Raw genomic sequence first — 19,433 nt, forward strand, 5'->3', positions numbered from 1 at the left:
GTCGGGCTCCCAGCCGCTGGAGCCCGGGTGGTGGTGCGTACGGTCGAAGCTGCCCGGCGTGCCGTCGACCGACTCCAGCAGGTCGACCCGCCAGATGAGCTGATCGACGACGATCGGACGGGCCGAGTAGATCGACCCCTTGAGCTCGCCCGGCGCGAGCCTGCGGATCTCCAGGCGCACGCCGTGCTCGGCGCCCTCCTGGTGCTCTCCCGGGTCGGGGTCGACGAAGTACAGGTCGCCGACGGCCACGCCGATGCGCTCGAAACCGAAGAGATAGAGCATGGAGACCACTCCCTCACAGGTGTCCTGGGCTCGCCTCCCCCAGTATCCGTCAGGCCGCCACGAGCAGCCCGGGGCGGCGGGAACGACGACGGCCCCGCTGCCCGGGCGGGCGGCGGGGCCGGAGAGAACGGGGGGCTCTAGTCGTCGACGGACTGGGGCTCGGCGTAGCGGGCGAGGTAGAGCTGCTCGCCCAGGCTGCGCATCAGGCCCAGCTCGGTCTCCAGGTAGTCGATGTGCTCCTCCTCGTCCTCGAGGATGTCCTCGAAGATGCGGGCGGAGGTGATGTCGCCCTTCTCCCTCATCAGCTGGATCGCCGGGCGCAGCCGTTCGACCACTGCCAGCTCGACCTCCAGGTCGGCCTTGAGCTGCTCCTCGACGGTCTGGCCGATGTGCAGCGTGCCGAGGCGCTGGTAGTTGGGCAGCCCTTCGAGGAACAGGATGCGGTCGGTCAGCCGTTCGGCGTGGCGCATCTCCTCGAAGGACTCGTCGCGCGTGTGCTTGGCCAGCTTGGTGTATCCCCAGTTCTCCTGCATCTTCGCGTGCAGGAAGTACTGGTTGATCGCCGTGAGCTCGGCGGTCAGCTGTTCGTTGAGGAGTTCGATGATCTGCTTGTCGCCCTGCATGAACGGGCCCCTCGTCACGGTGCGGCTATGCGGTCGTCAGTTCTTCAGACTGCTTCAGGATCGCACAGATCTTCCGTACACAACGGGCACAGTCCCCACCGGCCCCAGTGGTGTCGCGAATCTGTTTCGCGCTCTTCGCCCCGGAGGCGATGCAGTCGTGGACCTCGTTCTCGGTCACAGCACGACAAATGCATACATACATCCGGGGACAAGCCTCTCAAGCGAGCAGGAAGGGGACGCCTTTAGGTTAGGCACACCTAAGATAGCTCACTTCGGTAAGGCTTGCCTATGTTAGAGGCGTCACATTCACCTGACCCCGCAGGTCAGTGGCCCCTCGCCCGCCACTCCTCCAGGTGCGGCGCCTCCGCCCCGATGGACGTGGAGTCCCCGTGGCCGGTGTGCACGACCGTCTCGGGCGGCAGGGACAGCAGCCGCCCGGCGATCGACTCGATGATCGTGTCGAACGACGAGTACGACCGCCCGGTCGCCCCCGGCCCGCCCTTGAACAGCGTGTCGCCGCTGAACAGCACGCCCGCGTCCGGCACGTGCAGGCAGACCGCGCCCGGCGAGTGGCCCGGCGTGTGCAGCACCTCCAGGGCCACCCCGCCCACCGTGATCTTCTCGCCGTCGGCCAGCGGCGTGTACGCCACCTCCGGCCCGTACACCTGCTCCCAGAGCACCTGGTCGGCCGGGTGCAGCAGGATCGGCGCGCCGGTCAGCTCGGCCAGCCGGGCGGCAGCGTTGACGTGGTCGTTGTGGGCGTGGGTGCACACGATGGCCTTGACCCGGCGGCCGCCGGCCCGCGCGGCGATGGCGTCCGCGTCGTGCGCGGCGTCGATGATCACGACCTCGCGCGCGTCGCCGACCAGCCAGACGTTGTTGTCGACCTCCCAGGTGCCGCCGTCGAGCGAGAACGTGCCGGAGGTGATGACGCGGTCGATCATCAGAGCACCACCACCGAGCGCAGCACCTCGCCGCGGTGCATCTTGGCGAACGCCTCCTCGACCTGGTCGAGCCCGATCGTCTCGGTGACGAACCGGTCGAGCGGCAGCCGGTTCTGCAGGAACAGGTCGATCAGCATCGGGAAGTCCCGCGAGGGCAGGCAGTCGCCGTACCAGGACGACTTCAGCGCGCCGCCGCGGCCGAACACGTCGAGCAGCGGCAGTTCCAGCCGCATCTCCGGCGTCGGCACGCCCACCAGGACCACCGTGCCGGCCAGGTCGCGGGCGTAGAACGCCTGCTCGTACGTCTCCGGCCGGCCGACCGCCTCGATCACCACGTCCGCGCCGAACCCGCCGGTCAGGTCGCGGATCGCCTCGACCGGGTCGTTCTCCCGCGAGTTGACCGTGTGCGTGGCGCCGAACCCGCGGGCCCACTCCAGCTTGCGGTCGTCCACGTCGACGGCGATGATCCGGGACGCCCCGGCCAGCGACGCCCCCAGGACCGCCGCGTCGCCGACCCCGCCGCAGCCGATCACGGCCACGCTGTCGCCGCGCGTCACGCCGCCGGTGTTGATCGCCGCGCCGATGCCGGCCATCACACCGCAGCCCAGCAGGCCCGCGACCTGGGCCGGCGCCTCGGCCGACACCTTGGTGCACTGGCCGGCGGCCACCAGCGTCTTCTCCAGGAACGCGCCGATGCCGAGCGCGGGCGACAGCTCGGTGCCGTCCTTGAGCGTCATCTTCTGGGTGGCGTTGTGGGTGGCGAAGCAGTACCACGGCCGGCCGCGCAGGCAGGCGCGGCACTGGCCGCACACCGCACGCCAGTTGAGGATCACGAAGTCGCCGGGCGCCAGCCCGGTGACCCCCTCGCCGACGGCCTCGACCGTGCCCGCGGCCTCGTGGCCCAGCAGGAAGGGGAAGTCGTCGTTGATCCCGCCCTCGCGATAGTGCAGGTCGGTGTGGCAGACCCCGCAGGCCTGCACGTTCACCACCGCCTCGCCCGGCCCGGGGTCGGGGACGACCACCGTCTCCAGCGAAACTTCCTGGCCCTTACCGCGGGCGATCACGCCCTGCACTTCGTACGGCATGGCAGCCATCTTGTGTCAGGAGGATGATCTCCGCAAGACATAGGGCTGGACCACGCCGAGCCCTCTTGCCGGCCGCCTCCTGATCTTGTGCACCTCGATCCCGTCCGGCGCTCCGGCCAGGCCCCCGGCCAGCTCGGAGTCGACCAGGATCGTGCCCGGCCGGGCGATGGCCGTGAGCCGGGCGGCCAGGTTGACGGTGGTGCCGAACACGTCGCCCATCATGGGCACGACCGGCCCGTACGCCATGCCGATGCGCAGCTCCAGGCTGTCGGCGAGGTCGAGGGCGATCGCCGCGGCCTGGGCCGGGGCGGGCGCGGTGAACAGCACCTCGTCGCCGAGCGTCTTGACCAGCCGCGCGCCGTGCGCGGCCACCACGTCGGCGGCGCGCGACTCGAAGCCCTCGACCAGCGAGGCCAGCGCCCGCTCGTCCAGCTCGCGCGAACGCCGGGTGAAGGAGACCAGGTCGGCGAAGCCGACGGCGATCGACACGCGGGCCGGCCCCCGCTCGTCCTGGTCGTCGGCGACGGCCAGCAGGCGGGTGCCGGCGGCGGCGAGCTGGGCCCGCCAGACGTGCACCAGCAGGTGCTCGAAGTCGGGCAGGAGGGCCTTGGCCGTGTCGAGGACGCCGTTCAGGTCGGCGTCGGTGCGCGAGTCCGGGACCATCGTGCCGATCACGATTTCGGCCTGCCACTGCGCCAGCCGGGCGGTGGTCTGGCCGAGCGCGCGGGCCATGCGGATGACGGTCTGCTCGTCGAGCAGGCCGCCGTCGATCAGGCTGCGCACCCGGCGCAGCGCGGCCACGTCGGCGTCGCTGAACGCCACGGCGTCGTCGGGGAACTGGGCGAAGCCGAGCGCCCGCCAGATGCGCTGGGCGAGCTCCTGCGACACCCCGGCCCCGGCCGCGACCTGCGCGCGGGTGTGGCGGGCCGGCATGCCGACGAGCGTGCGCTCGATCTGCTCGGCGGTCGGCCTGCCGGGCGGTTGGGTGGCGTTCACGATCAGCAGGCTACGCCAACCTCAGTGGCCGTCGATCTCTCCGTCGGACGCGTCCTCGACCAGCTTGAACAGGTCCATGCGCACGTCCTGGATGCGCGGGATGTCGCGCAGGACGATCTGGCCGCGCTCGCCCGCGGACTCGACGGTCAGCGTGCCGCAGCCGAGCATGCGCTCCAGGAACGTCTGGTCGGAGCTGACGGTGTTGACCTTGGCCATCGGGATCTCGTCGGTGGACTTGTTGAGCACGCCCATGCTGATCGTGAACCGGTGGGTGGTCAGGACGTACCCGGTGTTCTTCCACTGCAGGTAGGGCACGAACGAGAAGATCGTCAGCAGGATCACGGCGATGACGACGACGGCGATCCTGCCGTAGGAGGTGACGCTCTCCCCCCACGCGGTGGGGAAGAAGTAGAGGGCCGCACCCGCTGCCGCGGCGATGAGGACCAGCGCGAAGAACGGGCCGACAAGGCGCTTCCAGTGGGGATGGAAGGATCGGACGCGCTGCTCACCCTGCGTCAGATGGTGGTCGGGAAGGGTCATGCCGCACATGCTGCCACCAACCCGGCCGAGCGGCTACGCCCTTGCTCATCGGGCGGCCCGCACGTGCACGACGTCTCCGGCGCCCAGCGTGTAGCGCTCGCCGCCGGACTCCACCTGGAGGTGGCCGGACCCGTCGATGCCGGTGGCCCGCCCGGTCAGCACCTGCTCGCCCGGCAGCTCCACCCGGACGTCGCGGCCGACCGTGGCGCTGACGGCGAGGTAGGCGGCGCGCAGCCCGGCGGCCTCGGCGTCGCCGCCGGCCGCCTGCCACTCGCGGTAGTGGCTCTCGACCTCGCGCAGCACGGCCCGCAGCAGCGGGTCGCGGTCGACGCAGGCCGCCTCCTCGATGGCCAGCGACGTGGCCGTCTCGACCGGGGCCTCCTCCGCGCGCAGCGAGACGTTGAGCCCCATGCCGATGACGACGGCGTCGTCGACCCGCTCGGCCAGCACCCCGGCCAGCTTGCGCTCGCCCACCAGCAGGTCGTTGGGCCACTTCAGGCGCACGTCGACCTCGGCCAGCCGGCGCACGGCCGAGGCGGCGGCCACGCCGTACAGCAGCGGCAGCCACCCCTGGGTCGGAACCGGCGTCGTGGGCCTGAGCAGGACGGAGAACGTCAGCCCCGACCGCGGCGGCGCCGACCAGGCGCGGTCGAGCCGGCCCCGGCCGGCGACCTGCGACTCGGCGACCAGCACCCGGCCCTGCTCGGCCCCGGCCTGGGCGGCCAGGGCGAGGTCGGCGTTGGTCGAGCCGGTGGTCTCGACGACGGTGACGCCCGTCCACAGGCCGCCCGGACGCACGAGCGCGCGGTTGAGCGCGGCCTCCGAGAGCGGCGGACGGTCGAGGTCGGAGTAGCGCGAGGAGGCCATCCCCCTATCTTGGCCGAACCCGCGCCGAGGTCGTCGCACCGCACCGGCTGGTCTCGAAGTCCGCATGAGGGGTAAAGATGGGGGGATGAGCAGACGTCCTGACCCTCGCAACTGGGCATCGTGGCGGCCCTTCGGCCTCGGGTTGCGCAAGCCGAACAACTACCTGGAGCTGTGGAAGGCGTTCAGGTCGGTCAAGGGGAACAGGCGTTACGCCTGGCGCATACTCAACCAGGGCACCTGCGACGGCTGCGCGCTCGGCACGCACGGCATGCGCGACTGGACGATGGACGAGATCCACCTGTGCAACATCAGGTTGCGCCTGCTGCCGCTCAACACCATGCCCGCGCTCGACGTGTCGCTGCTGCGCGACGTCTCGGGGCTGGCCGGGCGCAAGAGCGCGGAGCTGCGGGAGCTGGGGCGGCTGCCGTACCCGATGTTGCGGCGGGCCGGCGAGCCCGGCTTCACCCGCGTGACGTGGGACGAGGCGCTGCGGGTGGCGGCCGACCGGCTGCGCGGCGCGCGCTTCGGCACGTACCTGACCAGCCGCGGGGTGCCCAACGAGAACTACTACGCGGCGCAGAAGGCGGTGCGGGCGCTCGGCACGAACAACGTCGACAACGCCGCCCGCATCTGCCACTCGCCCTCGACGGTCGCCCTCAAGCAGACCATCGGCGCGGCGGCCACGACCTGCTCCTACACCGACTGGATCGGCTCGGACCTGATCGTCTTCATCGGCTCGAACCCGTCGAACAACCAGCCGGTCGCGATGAAGTACCTCTACCACGCCAAGAAGGCCGGCACCCGGATCGCCATGGTCAACGCCTACCGCGAGCCGGGCATGGACAAGTACTGGGTGCCCTCCAACGCCGAGTCCGCGCTGTTCGGCACGAAGATCACCGACGAGTTCTTCGGCGTGAACGTCGGCGGCGACATCGGCTTCCTCAACGGCGTCCTCAAGCACCTCATCGAGAACGACTGGGTGGACAAGGCGTTCGTGACCGGGCGCACGTCCGGGTTCGAGGAGGCGCGCAAGGCCGTCGAGGCCCAGTCGTGGGCCGAGCTCGAAGCGCTCTCGGGGGCGACCAAGGAGCAGATGTTCCGGCTGGCCGAGCTGCTCGGCCGGGCGCGCTCGGCGGTGCTGGTCTGGTCGATGGGCATCACCCAGCACGCCTACGGGGAGGACAACGTCCGGGCGATCGTCAACCTGGCGCTCGCGCGCGGCTTCCTCGGGCGTGACAAGTGCGGGCTGATGCCGATCCGGGGGCACAGCGGGGTGCAGGGCGGGGCCGAGATGGGCGCGTACGCGACCGGCTTCCCCGGCGGCCTGCCGATCACGTCCGCCAACGCCGCCAAGTTCACCGACCTGTGGGGCTTCCAGGTGCCCGACACGGCCGGGCTGACCGCCACCGACATGATCGACGCGGCCCACCGGGGCGAGCTCGACGCGCTCGTCTCCTCCGGCGGCAACTTCCTGGAGGTGCTGCCCGACCCGGCCTACTGCCGGGAGGCGCTGTCCAGGCTGGGGCTTCGGGTGCACATCGACATCGTGCTGTCCTCGCAGATGCTCGTGCCGGGCGAGGGCGACGTGCTGCTGCTGCCCGCCCAGACGCGTTACGAGATGGTCGGCGGCGTGACCGAGACCTCCACCGAGCGGCGGATCATCTTCTCGCCCGAGGTCGAGGGGCCGCGCGTGGGCGAGGCGTGGCCGGAGTGGAAGATCTTCGCCGAGCTGGCCGCCCGTACCCGTCCGGAGATAGCCGACCATGTGCGGTTCACCGGCACCCCGCAGATCCGTGCGGAGATCGAGCAGGTCGTGCCGTTCTACCAGGGCATCTCCGGGTTGCGGAAGTTCGGGGACAACGTCCAGTACGGCGGCCGCCATTTGTTCGCCGACGGCCGTTTCCAGACGCCCGACGGGCTGGCCGCCTTCTCCGTGGTCGAGCCGCCCGCCCTTGAGCGCCCCGACGGCACGTTCAAGGTCGCGACCAGGCGCGGCAAGCAGTTCAACAGCATGGTCCACGAGCGGCTCGACGGCTTCAACGGCGCGGCGCGCGAGGCCGTGCTGATGAGCCCGTACGACGCCGACCGGCTCGGGCTGGCCGACGGCGCCCCGGTCGAGCTGCGCGCGGGCGAGCGCTCCTACCAGGGCAAGGTGCTGCGCGCCCCGCTCATGCCGGGCAACCTGCAGATCCACTGGCCGGAGGGGAACGTCCTGCTCGACGAGGCCCGGCGCTCGCCACAGGCGCGCATCCCCGACTACAACGCGCTCGTCACCGTGCGGCCGCTGTGAAGGCGCGTCCCGGGCCCACCACCCGCGTCCGCATCCGGGAGCTGGCCGGCTCCGGGGCCCGCGACCGGCGCGACGACCTGGCCACGGAGGAGCCGCTGGAGATCCGCCTCACCGGCGGCGACGGCACCCGCAAGACGGTCGCCATCACCATGCGCACCCCGGGGCACGACTTCGAGCTGGCCGCCGGGTTCCTGAGCGGCGAGGGCCTGGCCGGGCCGGACGACATCGCGGCCATCGCGTACTGCACGGACGACGACCTGCCGCCCGAGGCCCGCTACAACACCGTCACCGTCCGCCTGCACGGCCCGGTGCCCGACCTGCCCGCGCTCGACCGGCACTTCGTCACCTCCAGCGCGTGCGGCGTCTGCGGCTCGGCCGGGCTCGACGCGCTGCACGGCCGGTGCAAGCCGATCCCCAGGGGCTCGCTCGAACTCACCCCCGAGGTCCTCTACGGCCTTCCGGGCGCGCTGCGCGCGGCCCAGGGCGTGTTCGGCAAGACCGGCGGGCTGCACGCGGCGGGCCTGTTCTCGGCGACGGGCACGCTGCTGGCGTTGCGCGAGGACGTCGGCCGGCACAACGCCGTGGACAAGCTGGTCGGCTGGGCGGCGCTGGCGGACCGGCTGCCGCTGGCCGAGCACGTGCTCATGGTCAGCGGCAGGGCCAGCTACGAGATCATGCAGAAGGCGCTGGCGGCCGGCGTCCCTGCGGTCTGCGCGGTGTCGGCGCCCTCGTCCCTGGCCGTCGATCTGGCCAGGGAGTTCGGGTTGACGCTGGTGGGGTTCCTGCGCGGCGAGCGCTGCAACGTCTACGCCGGGCAGGAGCGCGTCGTCACGTCCTAGTCAGCGGCGGACCACGCGCCGGGTCGAGGTCAGGATGATCAAGGCGGCTGGTGTCCGGGTCGGATGTGCCGTGTGAGGCTTATTCGCAGGTCACCGGATAGGTGCCTTCGACGGCTGGCTTGTTGTGGTTCAGCACCTCCAGCCGGACCACGCCGGAGGTCTTCGTGTCCCGGTGCCAGTTGGCCGCCTGCACCTGGAGCAGACCGCCGGAGTTGGTCTTGTACGTGGCCGGCTCCGTGGGCTTGCCGTCGATGACCCAGCGCCAGGTGATCTCGGTGTCCGGCGCGGCGCGGAAGGCGCCGTGGGCGGTCACGTACGGGGCCTCGGCGCAGTCGCCGAAGTAGTGGACCGGCCGGAACTCGCTGATCCGCACCGTGCCCGGCGACGGGTCCACCGGCACGCAGGTCACCGTGTACGGCCTCTCCTTGACCAGCTTGTTGTGGTTCAGCACTTCGATGCGGATCACACCGCTTCCGCTGGCCTTCGGGGAGATGTAGAACAGGTCGCCGATCATCTGGGCCCTGTCGGGCTTGGCCTCCTGCGTCCTGACCGGGCCGGGCTTGCCGTCCACGACGACGCGGTAGCGGACCTCGGCCTGGCGGTCGGTGGTGATCCGGGCGTCGGCCCGCATGCCGATGGAGCCGGTGCAGTCGCCCTGGTAGACGGGCGTCAGCATGTAGGGGATGGCCAGCTTGGCCGGGTCGGGGTCGGTCGTGCAGGACAGGGCGAACGTGCGCTCGGCGGCCTGGGCCGCGGCGGGCTGGGTGGTCAGGGCCAGCTTGTGGGAGCCGGTCTTCGACTGGTCGAGGCTCCAGGCGGCGGTGACGTCCTGCGACCTGGGCTGGGTGCCGGCCGGGAAGCTGACGGTCTGGTGCTGCCACTCGGTGCCGTCGAGCGTCCACCAGTAGCCGACGCTGGCGGCCGGGCCCGCCGGGAGGGTGATGCGGCCGGTGGCCTGGTAGGCGATGGGCTCGTCGCAGTAGCCCTCGTAGTCGCCGGGCGTCAGGGCGCTGATCGCCGCCTGCGGCTGCTGCGCCGGGGGCTCCGTGGTCGTGGTCGGCTTGGGCGTCGGGGAGGTCGTCGGCGTCGGGGTGGGCGTGCTGGTGGGCGTCGTGGTGGGCTTGGGGCCCGGCGTGGCGCGGCAGGTCACCTCGTACGACGCCCGCGCGGAGTCGTGCCCGCCGGCGTTGAGGATCCGTACCGACTTCCAGCCCGCGGTGGAGGTGCCCACGGACAGCGGCAGCGTGACCTGCCTGCTGCGCGGGGCGCCGGCGGCGAAGTACAGCGACTCCACCGCGCCCTCGCCCGTGGCGCTGTCGATCCACTGGTAGCCGACCTTGGCGGGGGTGCGCGAGACCTGGATGGTCGCGGTGAACGTCACGGCGGCCGGGCAGTGGCCGTCCTGGCGGGGCGGGCTCGCCTGCACGCTCGCGGCCGCCTCAAGCGGTCCGTCCGGCTGTGCGGGCAGCGGGTTGACCACGTCGTACCGCTGCGGGGCTCCGGCGCAGGCGACGCGGAAGCGGGCCTTGGCCGACAGGCCGCGCCGGCCGAGCACCTCGACGGCCTGCCAGCCGGTCGTGTCGCGGTCGAAGGTCTGGCGGTCCCTCACGACGACCTTGCGCGCGCCGTTGACGCGGAAGCTCCTGATGGCGCTCTTGCTGCGGTCACCGCGTACCCAGCGGTACCGCACGGTGCCCTTGCCCTTGGCGGCCACGGTGGCGGAGAAGGCCACGGTCGTGGGGCACTCGCCCGCCTGACCGGCGGGAACGGCCCTGACCCGGGTCACCGAGGTCGCCGGGGCGGCGGCGGCCAGGGCCGGAGGAGCGGCCAGCAGGCTGCCGAGCATCACCGCGCCCAGCAGCAAGGCTGTCCTTTTCATGAGGGGGGTCCCTTTCTGCGCTCGTCAAAGCCCCCATGCTGCTCAGTGATCCTTGGAAGTCACTTGGAACCGCCTTGAGAAGGTTGTGGAATGAAGCGTTCCGTTCTGCTACAGTTGGAACAGAACAAGCCGTTCCGCTTCTTCGGTCGAGAGGACCCCTCATGAGCATCCGCCCGTTCCGCATCGAGATCTCCCAGGCCGACCTCGACGACCTGCGGGCCCGGCTCGCGCTGACCCGCTTCGCCGACGAGATCCCGGGCGCCGACCAGGGCGTGGGCGTCGAGCGGGTCAAGCGCCTGGTGGCCCACTGGCAGACCGGCTTCGACTGGCGCGCCCAGGAGGCCCGGCTCAACGCCTACCCGCAGTTCACCACGGAGATCGACGGGCAGAACATCCACTTCATCCACGTACGCTCCGACAACCCCGACGCCCTGCCGCTGATCCTCACCCACGGCTGGCCCGGCACCGTCGCCGAGTACCTCAACGCGATCGAGCCGCTGTCGCGCCGCTTCCACGTGGTCGTCCCGTCGCTGCCCGGCTTCGGCTTCTCCGGCCCGACCAAGGAGCTCGGCTGGAACAACCGGCGCATCGCCGGGGCGTGGGCCGAGCTGATGGCCCGCCTCGGCTACGAGCGCTACGGCGCCGTCGGCAACGACGGCGGTTCGATGATCTCCCCCGAGCTGGGCCGGATCGACGCCGAGCACGTCGTCGGCGTGCACGTCACCCAGCTGTTCTCCTTCCCCTCCGGCGACCCGGCCGAGTTCGCCGACCTGAGCGAGGAGGACCAGGCCGGGCTGGCCGTGCTCGACTGGTTCTGGAAGGAGAAGGGCGCGTTCAACGTCCTGCAGTCGCAGCAGCCGCAGACGCTCGCGCACGCCATCATCGACTCCCCCGCCGGGCTCGTCGGCTGGCTCGCCCAGCTCTTCGACGAGGACCTGGACGACGACTTCGTGCTGACCAACGCCTCGATCCACTGGTTCACCGGCACCGCCGGCTCGGCCCTGCGGCTCTACTGGGAGAACGCCCGCATGGAGCAGCCGCAGGAGCCGACGACCACCCCGACCGCGCTGGCCATGGGTGAGGGCGACTTCAAGTCGATCCGCCGCTTCGCCGAGCGCGACCACCACGGCATCATCTCGTGGAAGACCCTGCCCGCTCCCGCCCGCGGCCACTACACGGCCCACACCGCCACGGAGGCGCTCACCTCCGACATCACGGCCTTCTTCGACAGCCTGCGCTGATTCCGCGCGCTTCGGACGGCCCGGCCACCCGCCGGGCCGTCCGCGCGTGTTCAGCCCGTGTTCTGCAGGCCGGCGGCCACGCCGTTGACCGACAGCAGCAGCAACGTGGACAGCCGCTCACGCTCCTGCTCCGACAGGTCCTCGGTGCGCATCGCGCGCAGCGCCCGCAGCTGCAGGTGCGACAGCGCGTCGACGTACGGGTCGCGCAGCTGCACGGCCCGCGAGAGCACCTTGCGGTTCTCCAGCAGCCGCGTGTGGCCGGTCACCCGCAGCACCAGCTCGCGGGTGCGGTCGTACTCCTCCAGCACCTGGCGGGCGAAGTCGTCGCGGCCGCCGAGGGCCAGGTAGCGCTTGGCGATCGACCGGTCGGTCTTGGCCAGCGACATCTCGGCGTTGTCCAGCATCGCGTTGAACAGCGGCCATTCGGCGTAGGCCGCGCGCAGCTCGTCGAGGGAGCCGACGGCGGCCAGGCCGGTGCCCAGGCCGTACCAGCCGGGCAGGTTGACGCGGGTCTGGGCCCAGGCGAACACCCACGGGATGGCCCGCAGGTCGTCCAGCGAGCGCGGCGCCCCAAGGCCGCGGCGGGCCGGACGGGAGCCGAGCCGCAGCGAGCCGATCTCCTCCAGCGGGCTGACCAGCGCGAACCACTCGGGGAACCCGGGGGCCTCGGTGAGCGCCCGGTAGGCCTCCTCCGAGGCCGTGGCCACCTGCTGGGCCAGGCCGCGGAACCGCTCGGCGGCGGCCGCCGTGCGGGCGCCGACCGTGGGCGAGGAGGCCAGCAGCACGGCGTTGGTGACCTGCTCCAGATGGCGGCGGGCGATGGCGATGTGCCCGTAACGAGCGAAGATGACCTCGCCCTGCTCGGTGACCTTGAAGCGGCCCGCGACCGAGCCCGGCGCCTGCGCCAGCACCGCCCGGTTGGCCGGGCCGCCGCCGCGGCCGAGCGCGCCGCCGCGGCCGTGGAACATGCGCAGCTTGACGTCGTGCTCGTGGGCCCACACGGTCAGCTCCTCCTGCGCCTCGTAGAGGCGGAGGGTGGCGGCCGCCGGGCCCAGCTCCTTGGCCGAGTCGGAGTAGCCGAGCATGATCTCCATGCGCCGGCCGGTCGCGGCCAGGCGGTCCTGGATCTGCGGGATCTCCAGCATGCCGCTCAGCACGCGCGGCGAGTTCGCCAGGTCCTGGCCGGACTCGAACAGCGGCACCACGTCGAGCACCGGCGCCCGGTCGCCCAGGGCGTGCCCGGCCAGCTCGTAGACGGCCGCGATGTCGTCGGCCGAGCGGGTGAAGGAGACCACGTAGCGGGAGCAGGCCGTGACGCCGAACCGCTCCTGGATCCAGGCGATCACCCGGATCGTGGCCAGCACCTCCTCGGTGCGCTCCGACAGCTCGCCGCCGGCCCTGATCTCCTCCAGGGCCGCCGCGTGCACCTGGGAGTGCTGGCGCACCTCCAGCTCGGCCAGGTGGAAGCCGAACGTCTCGACCTGCCAGACGAGGTGCTGCAGCTCCCCGTACGCCTGCCGCGGCGCGCTGCCCGCCAGCGACTCCTGCACCAGGCGCAGGTCGGCCAGCAGCTCGGCGGGCGCCCGGTAGGCGAGGTCGAGGTCGCGGCGGCGGGTGGCGGCGATGCGGGCGGCCACGTACAGCAGCCACTGGCGGTGCGGCTCGCGCGGCGAGCGGGTGGCCAGCTCGGAGACCAGCTCGGGATGCGCGTCGACGGCCGCGGCCAGCGCGCCCTTCAGCTCGGCCGAGCAGGGCGAGAACTGGGCGGAGGCAGTCAGCGTGCGGGCGATGCGCGTGCAGGCCGTCTCCAGGGCGGTCAGCACGTGCTCGGACTGGATCTGGATCGTGTCGCGGGTGACCTTGGCGGTGACGTTGGGGTTGCCGTCGCGGTCGCCGCCGATCCAGCTTCCGTAGCGGATGAAGGGCCTGGCCAGCGGCGGACGGGTGCCGGTGCCCGCGTCGAGCGCCGCGTCGAGCGAGCGGTAGACCTGGGGCACCATGCGGAACAGCGTCTCGTCGAAGGCGGCCATGGCGGTGCGCACCTCGTCGAGCGGGTCGAGCTTGGTGGAGCGCAGCTGGGCCGTCCGCCACAGCAGGTCGATCTCCTCCAGCAGGCGGCGCCTGCTCTCGGCGCGCTCGGACGCGCCGCGCCCGGGCGCGTTGTACTCGGTGAGCTGGCCGCTGATGCGCTGGATGGCGGTGACGACCGCGCGCCTGCGCGCCTCGGTGGGGTGCGCGGTCAGCACCGGGTGCAGCTCCAGCCCCTGCAACAGCTCGCTCACGCGCTCCTCGCCGAGCTCGTGGACGGCCTGTGCCAGCGACTCCCGCTGCACCCTCCCCTCGGCGTCGCGCTCGCGCAGCGTGCGGATCCGGTAGTGCTCCTCGGCCAGGTTCGCCAGGTGGAAGTAGCAGGTGAACGCGCGGGCGACCGCGACCGCCCGCTCGATCTCCCATCCGGCGACCATTTCGGTGATCTCGTCGGCGGAAATCTCGCCTCTGCGCGCCGCGATGACGGCTTTGCGCAACCGTTCGACGTCGGCCAGCAGGTCTTCGCCACCTTGTTCGGCGATCACCTGGCCGAGCAGCTTGCCGAGCATGCGCACGTCGTGGCGCAGCTCGTCAGGCATCTCGGTCACGGCGGCACTACGACGCTCGAGCCCCTGGTCAATCATGCTTCGAAGGGTATCGACTCACTTTCGGCGACCGCATGGCGGTCTCGCCCATTGGACTAGACCAGTCCCTAGCTCGCCTTGGACACCGCCGCCAGCAGCTCGGGGAGGCGGGGGAAGCCGATCTTGCCGGCGAGGCGTCTGCCGAGCACCTCGATCAGCAGGCCGTAGAAGGGCGCGAGCACCGACACCCACATCAGCCCGAACGCCAGCGGCAGCACGATCGGCAGCGACATCAGCGCGATCCCGAGCATCGCCCCGATCGACGACGCGAACGCCTGACCGCCCTGGCCGGGCGCGGCGCCGCTGAAGGCGTTCATCCGCTCGGGCAGCGTGTACGGGATCGTCACGCTGGTCACCGAGCCGACCCCGAGCCCGACGCCGAGGGCGCCCAGCCCGGTCAGGAACGCCGGCACGACGGCCTCCTGACTGCCGGTGAGGAACGCCGCCGCCACCGCCACGAGCAGCAGCAGCGGCGCGGCGACCAGGATGTTGGCCAGGTGGCGGCCCGCCAGGTCACGGCGCAGGTCCTCCTCCGAGCCGAAGGCCACGGCGTTCATCCACAGGGAACGCCCGTCGATGCCGAACGCGTTGCCCGACTGCAACGAGATCATCAGCGCGCCCATGCCGGTGATCAGCACCGGCAGCACCGCCCCTGCCTGCCCTTCGGTGCTGTTGTTCAGCGAGAACGCCAGGACGACGGTCACCACGACCGACGAGAACCAGCCCACGCGGAACCTCGGCTCCCGCCTGATGTACTTCAGCTCCTTGGTCACCACGGCCGCCAGCGGCCCGTCGGGCAGGAGCCGGTCGGCCAGGCCGCGCTCCCGGCGGACGGAGGCCGCCTGCGTCGAGGCGTCCGGCGAGACCAGGGCCCGGCCGAGCGATTTGATCCACAGCCAGGCGACCACCACGACCAGCACCGCGACGGCGGCCAGCTCCGCCACGCCGACCAGGCCGCCGTCGGCCATGGCGTGCGCGGCCATGCCCGGCGGCGTCCAGCGCAGGATGCCGGCCAGCCGGTGGAGGATCGCGGCGGGGTCGCCGAGGCCGCGGTTCATCAGCAGGTTGGGCAGCTGGGCCAGCAGCACCACGAACAGGGCGGCCACGGCCAGCACGTCGCGCCCGCGCCGGCTGCGCAGCGCCCCGGACAGCGCGGTGGTGATCAGCCGCGAGGTGACCACGCAGAGCGCGAACTGCAGCAGCACCGCGGGCACGCCGAGCAGCACGCCCCCGATGCCCGTGGGCAGCCCGACCAGCGCGCCGGCCGTGACGATCAGCATCGCCAGCGGCCACGCGCCCGTCGCGGACGCGGTGAACAGCCCGACGGCCAGCTCGCGCGTACGCAGCGGGAACAGCGACAGCCGCGCCGGGTCGAGCGTGTCGTCGAGCCCGAACGCCAGCAGCGGCACGATCATCCAGCTCACCAGGAAGAACGCGAACGCGACGATCACCAGCTCGGCGGCGACGTCGGAGGGCGCCAGCCTGAGCAGGCTCATCAGCAGGAACCCGAGCACTGCCAGGCCGGCCGCGGCGAGCAGGGTGAAGACGAAGCCGAGCTTGCGCTGCACGTCGCCGCGCAGGTTGCCGGCCATCAGGCGCAGCTTGAGCCGCGCGAACAGCGCGGCCGTCGCCATGGGCGACCCCGTGACGGCGGACGCCCCGGCGGGTCTGTCCGGGACGGCCCCGGCGGGGCGGCTCCCCGGCGCCTCCCCGGCGGCGCTCACGGCGTGTCCTGGGGCGCGGCGGCGGCCGGGGGCACGGTCGGGGGCACGGCAGGGGGCACGGCAGGGGGCACGGCAGGGGGCACGGCAGGGGGCACGGTCGGGGGCACGGTCGGGGGTCCGGTCGGGGGCTGGTTGCCGGGGCGGGCGCCGAGCCAGCTCAGCCCGGCCTCGCCGTGGGCGCGGGAGCCGCCGCCGACCAGCCGCATGAACGCCTCGTTGAGGCTGGAGCCGCCGCGCACCTGCTCCAGCGGCCCCTGGGCGACGATGTGGCCGCCGCTCATCACCGACACCCAGTCGCACAACCGCTCGACGAGGTCCATGACGTGGCTGGAGAAGATGACCGTCGAGCCGGAGGCGGTGAAACGCCGCAGCACCTCGGTCAGGGTGTTGGAGCTGACCGGGTCGACCCCCTCGAACGGCTCGTCGAGGAAGAGCACGGACGGGTTGTGCAGCAGCGCGGCGGCCAGCCCGATCTTCTTGCGCATGCCGGTGGAGTAGTCGACGACGAGCTTGTCGGCGGCGCCGGTCAGGTCCATGACGTCGAGCAGCTCGCCCGCGCGCTGCTCGACGTCGGCCTTGGGGATGCCGCGCAGCCGGCCGTTGTAGAGCAGCAGCTCGCGGCCCGACAGCCGCTCGAACAGCCGCAGCCCCTCGGGCAGCACGCCGATGCGCGCCTTGACGGCGACCGGGTCGCGCCAGACGTCGAACCCGTCGATCGCGGCCTGGCCGCCGTCGGGCCGCAGCAGGCCCGTGATCATGCTCAGCGTGGTGGTCTTGCCGGCCCCGTTGGGACCGACCAGGCCCGCGAAGCTGCCCGCCGGGACCACGAGGTCGACCCCGGCCACCGCGACCTGCGCGCCGTAGCGCTTGTACAGGCCGTGGGAGCGAACCGCATCCGTCATGGATCCACTCTAGGAGGACGGGTTAGCCTAACGCGCATGAGCGCAGCCGCCGATCCCATGCCGGAGATGCCGGACATCCACACCACCGCGGGCAAGATCGCCGACCTGGAGCGAAGACTCGACGAGGCCGTGCACGCCGGCTCGTCGTCGGCGGTGGACAAACAGCACGCCAAGGGCAAGATGACCGCGCGCGAGCGGGTGCTCGCGCTGCTCGACGAGGGCTCGTTCGTGGAGTTCGACGAGTTCGCCCGCCACCGGTCCACGATGTTCGGGCTGGAGAAGCGGCGTCCGTACGGCGACGGCGTCATCACCGGCCACGGCACGATCGACGGCCGTCAGGTCTGCGTGTTCTCCCAGGACGTCACCGTCTTCGGCGGCTCCCTCGGCGAGGTGTACGGCGAGAAGATCGTCAAGGTGATCGACCTGGCGCTCAAGACCGGCTGCCCGATCATCGGCATCAACGAGGGCGGCGGCGCGCGCATCCAGGAGGGCGTGGTCGCGCTCGGCCTCTACGCGGAGATCTTCAAGCGGAACGTGCACGCCTCCGGCGTGATCCCGCAGATCTCGCTCATCATGGGCGCCGCGGCCGGCGGACACGTCTACTCGCCCGCCCTGACCGACTTCGTGGTGATGGTGGACCAGACGTCCCACATGTTCATCACGGGTCCTGACGTGATCAAGACGGTGACCGGCGAGGAGGTCACGTTCGAGGAGCTGGGCGGGGCCCGCGCGCACAACACGAAGTCCGGCGTGGCCCACTACCAGGCCGCCGACGAGGAGGACGCCCTCGACTACGTCAAGGCGCTGCTGTCCTACCTGCCCTCCAACAACCTGGACGAGCCGCCGGCCTTCGCCGCCGCCGCCGACCTGGAGCCCGACCCCGAGCTCGACCTGGTGATCCCCGACTCCCCCAACCAGCCGTACGACATGCACCAGGTGATCGAGCACGTGCTCGACGACGGGGAGTTCCTGGAGGTCCACGCGCTGTTCGCGCCGAACATCGTGGTCGGCTACGGCCGCGTGGACGGCCAGCCGGTCGGGGTCGTCGCCAACCAACCGATGCATTTCGCCGGATGTCTGGATATCGACGCCTCCGAGAAGGCCGCCAGATTTATTCGAACTTGTGATGCCTTTAATATTCCGATCCTGACTTTTGTTGATGTACCGGGATTCCTCCCCGGCACCGATCAGGAATGGAACGGAATCATCCGCCGCGGCGCCAAGCTCCTGTACGCCTACGCCGAGGCCACGGTCCCGCTGGTCACGGTCATCACCCGCAAGGCCTACGGCGGCGCGTACGACGTCATGGGCTCCAAGCACCTCGGCGCCGACGTCAACCTCGCCTGGCCCACCGCCCAGATCGCGGTCATGGGCGCGCAGGGCGCGGTCAACATCCTCTACCGGCGCGAACTGGCGGCCTCCGACGACCCCGACGCCGAGCGCGCCCGGCTCGTCACCGAGTACGAGGACACTTTGGCCAATCCGTACATCGCGGCCGAACGCGGCTATGTGGACTCGGTGATTCGGCCGTCCGAAACCCGGCCGCAAGTTGTCCGGGCACTTCGCGCGTTGCGTAACAAGAGAGCCTCGCTGCCGCCGAAGAAGCATGGGAACATTCCTCTATGAGCGACCACCTGCGCATAGTCCGCGGCGACGCCACGCCCGAGGAGATCGCGGCCGTGGTGGCCGTGCTCGCCACGCGGCGGAGCTCGTACGCCGAACCCGAGAGACCCCGTAGACAAACATGGCGAAACCCCGCCAGAGGTATGCGTAACCCTGGCCTGCCGGGGAAGGCGGCTTGGCGGATGAGCGCACTACCCTAGATAGATCCCGGGAATCGGGTGTCAAGTTCCCCGGGAGTTGGGACTATCTAGAGAAAGTAGGCGTATATAGTCAGCCGATCAACTAACACCGCGGCCTGGAGGACGACATGGCCATCCCAGACCTCATGCCGCATCCTGTGGCAGCCAAGTACGCCGTCCTAGTGGATGTCGGTTATCTCTACGCTGCGGCAGGTGAGGTGCTGCTCGGCGCGAAGGAACGCAAGGAATATCGGGTGGCCGCCGATGAGCTCATCCAGAGTCTACAGAAACATGCAGAGGAACGTATTTCCGGCGAACTTCTGCGGATCTATTGGTATGACGCCGCCCGCGACCGTGTGCCGACCGTCGATCAGCGTGTCATCGCCCAGCTTCCGTGGGTCAAGGTGCGCCTCGGCAACCTCAACGCCCGCGGCCAGCAGAAGGGCGTCGACGCGCAGATCAGGAGCGATCTGGAGGCGCTCGCCCGGCATCACGCGGTGACCGACACGATCCTGCTGGCGGGCGATGAGGACATGGTTCCGGCGGTCGAGGCGGCGCAGGCGTACGGCGTGCGCATCCACCTGTGGGGCGTCGAGCCGCCCTACGGCACCAACCAGGCCGAGCGCCTGGTGTGGGAGTCCGACACGGTGGAAGTGATCTCCGCCGATTTCCTGAGACCCTTTTTCAGTCGCGCTCCGCAGCCGGTCGCCGTCACCCCGCCCGTCACGGCTCCCTCGCCCGCCCAGG

17 protein-coding genes and 1 pseudogene are annotated in these 19,433 nt (G+C 71.3%); 6 read left to right on the forward strand and 12 right to left on the reverse strand.

Features of this window, described 5'->3' with window-relative positions; all coding sequences use genetic code 11:
- The 8 genes and pseudogenes from ACWCSD_RS25595 to ACWCSD_RS25630 all read right to left on the reverse strand — a co-directional run.
- Positions 1 to 282: pseudogene (locus ACWCSD_RS25595) on the reverse strand (hypothetical protein); the annotation flags it as partial.
- Between the two features lie 137 nt (positions 283 to 419).
- Positions 420 to 905 carry a bacterioferritin gene (gene bfr / locus ACWCSD_RS25600; RefSeq protein WP_352361818.1) on the reverse strand — a complete coding sequence of 162 codons (486 nt, stop codon included), beginning with the start codon at positions 903 to 905 and terminating at the stop codon, positions 420 to 422.
- 25 nt (positions 906 to 930) lie between these two features.
- A complete protein-coding gene (locus tag ACWCSD_RS25605; RefSeq protein ID WP_125632481.1) occupies positions 931 to 1,107 on the reverse strand; it encodes a (2Fe-2S)-binding protein in 177 nt (58 codons plus the stop codon).
- Positions 1,108 to 1,228: 121 nt separating this feature from the next.
- Entirely contained in the window at positions 1,229 to 1,849 is a 621-nt protein-coding gene (locus tag ACWCSD_RS25610; RefSeq protein WP_352361821.1) for an MBL fold metallo-hydrolase, read from the reverse strand.
- Positions 1,849 to 2,934, reverse strand: a complete 1,086-nt coding sequence (locus ACWCSD_RS25615; RefSeq protein ID WP_358282558.1) for an S-(hydroxymethyl)mycothiol dehydrogenase — start codon at positions 2,932 to 2,934, stop codon at positions 1,849 to 1,851. The genes ACWCSD_RS25610 and ACWCSD_RS25615 overlap by 1 nt, the downstream gene beginning before the upstream one ends.
- A gap of 15 nt (positions 2,935 to 2,949) precedes the next feature.
- Positions 2,950 to 3,930: an adenylate/guanylate cyclase domain-containing protein gene (locus ACWCSD_RS25620; RefSeq protein WP_449918464.1), complete on the reverse strand. Its 981-nt coding sequence runs from the start codon at positions 3,928 to 3,930 to the stop codon at positions 2,950 to 2,952.
- 21 nt (positions 3,931 to 3,951) lie between these two features.
- Positions 3,952 to 4,470, reverse strand: a complete 519-nt coding sequence (locus tag ACWCSD_RS25625; protein ID WP_449918467.1) for a PH domain-containing protein — start codon at positions 4,468 to 4,470, stop codon at positions 3,952 to 3,954.
- A 45-nt stretch (positions 4,471 to 4,515) separates the two neighbouring features.
- The gene (locus ACWCSD_RS25630; protein ID WP_397165372.1) at positions 4,516 to 5,337 is read right to left on the reverse strand and encodes a biotin--[acetyl-CoA-carboxylase] ligase; all 822 of its coding nucleotides are present in this window, start codon (positions 5,335 to 5,337) and stop codon (positions 4,516 to 4,518) included.
- 85 nt (positions 5,338 to 5,422) lie between these two features.
- Between ACWCSD_RS25630 and ACWCSD_RS25635 the strand changes: the two genes are divergently transcribed.
- Entirely contained in the window at positions 5,423 to 7,627 is a 2,205-nt protein-coding gene (locus ACWCSD_RS25635; protein ID WP_449918470.1) for an FdhF/YdeP family oxidoreductase, read from the forward strand.
- Complete coding sequence (gene fdhD / locus ACWCSD_RS25640; protein WP_449918472.1) at positions 7,624 to 8,466, forward strand: formate dehydrogenase accessory sulfurtransferase FdhD; 843 nt, start codon at positions 7,624 to 7,626, stop codon at positions 8,464 to 8,466. Before ACWCSD_RS25635 ends, fdhD begins: the two co-directional genes overlap by 4 nt.
- A 79-nt stretch (positions 8,467 to 8,545) precedes the next feature.
- On the opposite strand, the gene ACWCSD_RS25645 is transcribed toward fdhD, so the two are convergent.
- A complete protein-coding gene (locus ACWCSD_RS25645) occupies positions 8,546 to 10,345 on the reverse strand; it encodes a hypothetical protein (RefSeq protein ID WP_397165369.1) in 1,800 nt (599 codons plus the stop codon).
- Between the two features lie 161 nt (positions 10,346 to 10,506).
- On the opposite strand from ACWCSD_RS25645, the gene ACWCSD_RS25650 reads away from it, so the two are divergent.
- Positions 10,507 to 11,586, forward strand: coding sequence for an epoxide hydrolase family protein (locus tag ACWCSD_RS25650; RefSeq protein WP_449918475.1), 1,080 nt, complete (start codon positions 10,507 to 10,509; stop codon positions 11,584 to 11,586).
- A 50-nt stretch (positions 11,587 to 11,636) separates the two neighbouring features.
- On the opposite strand, the gene ACWCSD_RS25655 is transcribed toward ACWCSD_RS25650, so the two are convergent.
- From ACWCSD_RS25655 to ACWCSD_RS25665, 3 genes are all read right to left on the reverse strand, one after another.
- Positions 11,637 to 14,213, reverse strand: coding sequence for a phosphoenolpyruvate carboxylase (locus ACWCSD_RS25655; protein WP_387669271.1), 2,577 nt, complete (start codon positions 14,211 to 14,213; stop codon positions 11,637 to 11,639).
- A gap of 113 nt (positions 14,214 to 14,326) precedes the next feature.
- Positions 14,327 to 15,982 carry a hypothetical protein gene (locus ACWCSD_RS25660; protein WP_449918477.1) on the reverse strand — a complete coding sequence of 552 codons (1,656 nt, stop codon included), beginning with the start codon at positions 15,980 to 15,982 and terminating at the stop codon, positions 14,327 to 14,329.
- Complete coding sequence (locus ACWCSD_RS25665) at positions 15,979 to 16,884, reverse strand: ABC transporter ATP-binding protein (protein WP_449918480.1); 906 nt, start codon at positions 16,882 to 16,884, stop codon at positions 15,979 to 15,981. Before ACWCSD_RS25665 ends, ACWCSD_RS25660 begins: the two co-directional genes overlap by 4 nt.
- A 36-nt stretch (positions 16,885 to 16,920) precedes the next feature.
- Between ACWCSD_RS25665 and ACWCSD_RS25670 the strand changes: the two genes are divergently transcribed.
- From ACWCSD_RS25670 to ACWCSD_RS25680, 3 genes are all read left to right on the forward strand, one after another.
- A complete protein-coding gene (locus tag ACWCSD_RS25670) occupies positions 16,921 to 18,510 on the forward strand; it encodes an acyl-CoA carboxylase subunit beta (RefSeq protein ID WP_364325929.1) in 1,590 nt (529 codons plus the stop codon).
- Positions 18,507 to 18,707 (forward strand): acyl-CoA carboxylase subunit epsilon, encoded by a 201-nt coding sequence (locus tag ACWCSD_RS25675; RefSeq protein ID WP_352361841.1) that lies wholly within the window; start codon positions 18,507 to 18,509, stop codon positions 18,705 to 18,707. Before ACWCSD_RS25670 ends, ACWCSD_RS25675 begins: the two co-directional genes overlap by 4 nt.
- 107 nt (positions 18,708 to 18,814) lie before the next feature.
- A partial coding sequence (locus ACWCSD_RS25680) for an NYN domain-containing protein (protein ID WP_449918483.1) occupies positions 18,815 to 19,433 on the forward strand: 619 nt, incomplete at its 3' end.

The organism is Nonomuraea sp. NPDC001684 (assembly GCF_053596515.1).

What these genes read in the sequence shown, in the direction of transcription:
- ACWCSD_RS25605 (WP_125632481.1), bottom strand. Translation starts at nt 1,107, where the DNA reads ATGTATGTATGCATTTGTCGTGCTGTGACCGAGAACGAGGTCCACGAC.
- ACWCSD_RS25675 (WP_352361841.1), top strand. Translation starts at nt 18,507, where the DNA reads ATGAGCGACCACCTGCGCATAGTCCGCGGCGACGCCACGCCCGAGGAG.
- bfr (WP_352361818.1), bottom strand. Translation starts at nt 905, where the DNA reads ATGCAGGGCGACAAGCAGATCATCGAACTCCTCAACGAACAGCTGACC.
- ACWCSD_RS25625 (WP_449918467.1), bottom strand. Translation starts at nt 4,470, where the DNA reads ATGACCCTTCCCGACCACCATCTGACGCAGGGTGAGCAGCGCGTCCGA.
- ACWCSD_RS25645 (WP_397165369.1), bottom strand. Translation starts at nt 10,345, where the DNA reads ATGAAAAGGACAGCCTTGCTGCTGGGCGCGGTGATGCTCGGCAGCCTG.
- ACWCSD_RS25650 (WP_449918475.1), top strand. Translation starts at nt 10,507, where the DNA reads ATGAGCATCCGCCCGTTCCGCATCGAGATCTCCCAGGCCGACCTCGAC.
- ACWCSD_RS25670 (WP_364325929.1), top strand. Translation starts at nt 16,921, where the DNA reads ATGAGCGCAGCCGCCGATCCCATGCCGGAGATGCCGGACATCCACACC.
- ACWCSD_RS25635 (WP_449918470.1), top strand. Translation starts at nt 5,423, where the DNA reads ATGAGCAGACGTCCTGACCCTCGCAACTGGGCATCGTGGCGGCCCTTC.
- ACWCSD_RS25615 (WP_358282558.1), bottom strand. Translation starts at nt 2,934, where the DNA reads ATGCCGTACGAAGTGCAGGGCGTGATCGCCCGCGGTAAGGGCCAGGAA.
- ACWCSD_RS25665 (WP_449918480.1), bottom strand. Translation starts at nt 16,884, where the DNA reads ATGACGGATGCGGTTCGCTCCCACGGCCTGTACAAGCGCTACGGCGCG.
- ACWCSD_RS25655 (WP_387669271.1), bottom strand. Translation starts at nt 14,213, where the DNA reads ATGCCTGACGAGCTGCGCCACGACGTGCGCATGCTCGGCAAGCTGCTC.
- ACWCSD_RS25630 (WP_397165372.1), bottom strand. Translation starts at nt 5,337, where the DNA reads ATGGCCTCCTCGCGCTACTCCGACCTCGACCGTCCGCCGCTCTCGGAG.
- ACWCSD_RS25610 (WP_352361821.1), bottom strand. Translation starts at nt 1,849, where the DNA reads ATGATCGACCGCGTCATCACCTCCGGCACGTTCTCGCTCGACGGCGGC.